The organism is Limnochorda sp., assembly GCF_047459355.1.
Classification (GTDB): Bacteria; Bacillota; Limnochordia; order Limnochordales; family Limnochordaceae; genus Limnochorda.
In genome coordinates, this window is sequence record NZ_VSCV01000065.1 from 1 (window position 1) to 3,643 (window position 3,643).

Consider the following 3,643-nt stretch of genomic DNA (forward strand, 5'->3'; position numbering starts at 1 on the left):
CCACTGAGGGCCCCAATCTGGCGGCCCCGGGGGCTCGCCTCCGGGGCCGCCGGCGTCATGGGCGACCGCCGCCTTCCTTGCGGTATCGAACCCGTCCTCCCGAGGCATACCACCTCGGGAGGATGCCGGATGCCCTGCAAGCCCCTGCCGAAACGTGCCCTTGCACCCCTTCTGGTCCTTGCCCTGGTCCTCTGCCTCTCCGGGACGGGCTGGGCCCACCGGCCGCTCTTTCCCGGGCCCCGGGCCGCCGCCCCCGAATCGGCCGCCTCCATCGCCGATCCGGCCAAGTCGCACGTCATCTACGCCGAGCTCACCGCGGAGACCCCGCACACCTGGTTTGCCTTGAAGAACGACCAGCCCCGGGAGGTCGCCATTCAGATCGGCATACCCGAGGAACCGCGCAAGCAGGTCGCGGAACCCGTCGTGGTCCTCTTCGGCCCCGGGCTTCCCGAGCCACCTGGCGAGCTCCCCGTGGCCCCGCCCCAGGGTGCGGGAGCGGGGGCCTTGACCGTGACCCCCAGCGGCCGCCCGGAGCGGTTCAACGAGCCCGTCACGGGCACCAGGTCCCGCATCGTCGTAGACACCCGCGCCCGGCTGCCCTCGGCCGGCACGTACTACGGCGTGCTCTACGACGCCCGGGGCGAAGGCGGCAAGGCTTGGGTGAGCATCGGGCAACGGGAGGGCTTCAGCTGGCGGGATCTCACCCGCCTCCCCGGCTGGATCCGGGATGACCGGGGCTTCCACGAGGTTTCGGGCTGGCCGGCCTGGGCGTGGATCAGCGCGGCAACCTTGCTGGCGGTGGTATCGCTGGTGGCGGGGTGGCTCCTCCGGCGGCGCGCCTAGATCCCGGCTCGTCCATGCGGCCCGGTTTCGTCCACCCGGCGGTGCGAACAGCGGGCCGGAGGTGCGCGCCGCACCTCCGGCCCGGAGACCGCTTAACCCATCATGAGAGCTCGCAGGGCATCCGCTCAGGCCTGGGCCGCCTCGGATTCGGGCCTCGTCTCAACCCTCGCCTTGACCCGCTCGAGGAGGTCCGGAATCGCGTCCACCAGCTTGTCCAGGGCGCCGCCGGCTCCGGTCTGGACGAACTGCACATCGTCACCCTTGATGACCAGCACGCCCGCTACCTTCATCCGGGCGCCGCCGCCGGCACCGGTCCCGCTGCCGCCGTCGTCCACAGCCGCTTTGGCCTCCCCGCCCCCGGCGCCGAAGCCGAAGCTCACATTGAGAATGGGGATGAGGGTGAGGGACCCGACCTCCATGGGCTCACCAATGACGGTCTTGGTGGTCATGCTTTGAATGACCTTGTCGATGATGGCCTCGACGTTCATCGCTCAACCTCCTGTCCCTGTCCAAACCTCTCCATCCTGCACCATCTGTCCTCAGACCCGTCGCCTCACGCCGTGCCTGCGAATCGGGCCTTCAACCGGGACCACCAGATGCGCCGCACACTCCGGCGGAAGAGCGTTCCCACCAGCACCACCGCCGGCTTGATGGGGATCAGGGTCATCCGAACCTGGGCCCAGCCTTCAAGCCTGGCCTCCCCGAAGTCTGGTGTCAGGCGGAGATCCTCAGGACAGGGCACCATGGCTCGCAAGCCCTCGCACAAGCCCGTCAGGTACGGATCCTCGAGCCCGTAGGCGAGATCACCTTTGGCCTCAAGCCCCAGCGACCGCCAGAGCCTGGCCGTGCAAAGCCGCAGTTCAGGGAGGAGGGAGAGGGCTTCCCGGGCCGAGATCCACCGGGGCCGCCTTTCTTTGGCCCTTTCCTGCCTCGCCTGGCGCTTCGTGCGCCTGCGGCCGCCTCTGTCCAGCGGCCTGGTGAAGCCGAGCACCCGCCACTCGGCCCCTATCTCGCTCCCAGGCTCCTTCGCGCTGCTGAAACGGACCAGCCCGAAGCCCCAGTCCACCTGGACCCGCCAGCTTGTGGGCTCCAGGTTCGCCCCTCCCGACTCGCTCACGGCCAGATCCTTCACCATCCCCGAGGCTCGGAGGGGGATCAAGAGCCCCAAAAGCAGCAGGGCCGCAAGGCCAGCCAGGGCCCAGCCCATCCCGACCAGGATGGCCAGAGCTACCCCAACGGCCGTCACCCCTTCTTCAGGAACCGCCGGGCCAGCGGCAGCCTGGACGCCAGGACCTGCTTGCCGGCCCGGGAAAGGAGGCCTCCCACCAGGTCCAGGGGCATGGCGTACCGCGCCCAGGCCACGCTGTACCCCGCCCAGGCGGGGATCAACCCCCGCGCCCGCCTGGACCGGCTGGACTCCCGCCGCTGCTCATTCCAGGCCCGGAGCAGGGTCTCGTGCAGCTGATCCAGTTCCTTCGGAACCGCAGGCTCGGGCAGGTGCTCCAGGTCCCACATGAGCTCCTTGTACGCGGCCACGTGCTGGCGACACCGGGGGCAGCGGGCCAGGTGGGCGCGGAGGATCTCCTCGTCGGCGGCGTCCAGAACGCCTTCCACATACATCTGCAGGAGCGCATCGTCCACGCAGCTCATTGCCAGACCTCCTCCGCCTGCGAGGGAGCGACGGCATGCCGCCCGGAGGGCGCCCTGGCCCCTTCCATCGCCGCCCTCAAAGCCCGACGAGCCCGGAACAGGTAGGTCTTTACCGTGCCCAGGGGGAGCCTCATCGCCTGCGCGATCTCCTCGTAGCTCATCTCCTCCTGATGGCGGAGGACGATGACCATGCGGTATTCCGGCGGCAGCTCACCAAGGGCCAGCTCCAGCCGCTCCCGGTCCCAGGCCACCATGGCCCGGTGCTCCGGATCGCCCTCGAGCGTCGTGGCCTCCAGGTGCTCCCATTCCCCGTCCAGCGGCACCGTTGCGGGACGGCTGCCGGCCGCCCGGATGCGGTTGAGGCAGGTGTTGGTCGTCACCTGGCGGAGCCAGGGTCAGATGGCCCGCCCCCGCTCGAAGTGGCGGATCGCCTGCAGAACCCGCATGAACACCTCTTGGGCGGCGTCGAGGGCGTCCTCCCGGTCGCGAAGGAAGGTGTAGGCACGCCGGTAGACGCGCACCTGATACCGGTCGAGAAGGAGGGCGAACCCCTCCGACCGCCCCTGCTGGCACAGGCGTATGATCTCGTCGTCCGTGTGCACGGCCTGCTCCCCCGATCGCGGCGCTCTGGTGCCGGAGGCCTGGAACTCTGGACGCGGATCCCCAGCCCCCGGTGCTCGGCACCGGCCATGCATTCCGCCAAGCCTCCACTCCGCTCACGGGGACGGCCGGCGCGTGGATCCGCTTGGCCTTTCACCTGGTACTACACGCCAAGACAGGAAAAGTTTCAGGGAGAAGAGGAAATGTGGGACCCCGCTCCGGGAGCCACCGGCTCGTCCCAGCCGCCCCAACCGGCAGGGAAGCGGGGCCGCGCCCGGGGGCCCGGGACGCCGGCCGGCGGCCCCCGAGCCGGTCACAGAGCGACCTTGATGACGATCTTCTCCACCCGCTCCCGGCGGTTCTCATGGCCCGCCGTGAAGCCGAGGCCGTGCCCGTCGGAGGGGAGCAGGCAGGCGACCTTCCCCGCCGGGAGGGCGATCTCCACCACGCGGTCGTTGACGTGGTAGAAGGCCACGTCCCGGGCCGCATCGTAGGGCTCGAGGACCTCCAGGTCGTCCAGGTGCGCCCAGGCGAGCCCCTCCGTTCCCCG

The 3,643-nt window shown here is 70.1% G+C and carries 7 protein-coding genes; 1 reads left to right on the forward strand and 6 read right to left on the reverse strand.

Annotated elements, in window-relative coordinates; all coding sequences use genetic code 11:
• Positions 1-129 precede the first annotated feature (129 nt).
• Positions 130-843 carry a hypothetical protein gene (locus FWJ67_RS10745; protein ID WP_414482811.1) on the forward strand — a complete coding sequence of 238 codons (714 nt, stop codon included), beginning with the start codon at positions 130-132 and terminating at the stop codon, positions 841-843.
• 125 nt (positions 844-968) lie between these two features.
• On the opposite strand, the gene FWJ67_RS10750 is transcribed toward FWJ67_RS10745, so the two are convergent.
• The 6 genes from FWJ67_RS10750 to FWJ67_RS10775 form a co-directional block, all read right to left on the reverse strand.
• Complete coding sequence (locus tag FWJ67_RS10750) at positions 969-1,331, reverse strand: GerW family sporulation protein (RefSeq protein ID WP_414482469.1); 363 nt, start codon at positions 1,329-1,331, stop codon at positions 969-971.
• A 65-nt stretch (positions 1,332-1,396) separates the two neighbouring features.
• On the reverse strand, positions 1,397-2,089 hold the full coding sequence (locus tag FWJ67_RS10755; RefSeq protein ID WP_414482470.1) for a hypothetical protein: 693 nt from the start codon (positions 2,087-2,089) through the stop codon (positions 1,397-1,399).
• Positions 2,086-2,493 (reverse strand): anti-sigma factor family protein, encoded by a 408-nt coding sequence (locus tag FWJ67_RS10760; protein ID WP_414482812.1) that lies wholly within the window; start codon positions 2,491-2,493, stop codon positions 2,086-2,088. The genes FWJ67_RS10755 and FWJ67_RS10760 overlap by 4 nt, the downstream gene beginning before the upstream one ends.
• Positions 2,490-2,873 carry an RNA polymerase sigma factor gene (locus FWJ67_RS10765; protein ID WP_414482472.1) on the reverse strand — a complete coding sequence of 128 codons (384 nt, stop codon included), beginning with the start codon at positions 2,871-2,873 and terminating at the stop codon, positions 2,490-2,492. The genes FWJ67_RS10760 and FWJ67_RS10765 overlap by 4 nt, the downstream gene beginning before the upstream one ends.
• Before the next feature lie 15 nt (positions 2,874-2,888).
• On the reverse strand, positions 2,889-3,095 hold the full coding sequence (locus tag FWJ67_RS10770) for an RNA polymerase sigma factor (protein WP_414482473.1): 207 nt from the start codon (positions 3,093-3,095) through the stop codon (positions 2,889-2,891).
• A gap of 311 nt (positions 3,096-3,406) precedes the next feature.
• On the reverse strand, positions 3,407-3,643 hold a 237-nt coding region (locus tag FWJ67_RS10775; protein WP_414482813.1), incomplete at its 5' end, for a YhcH/YjgK/YiaL family protein.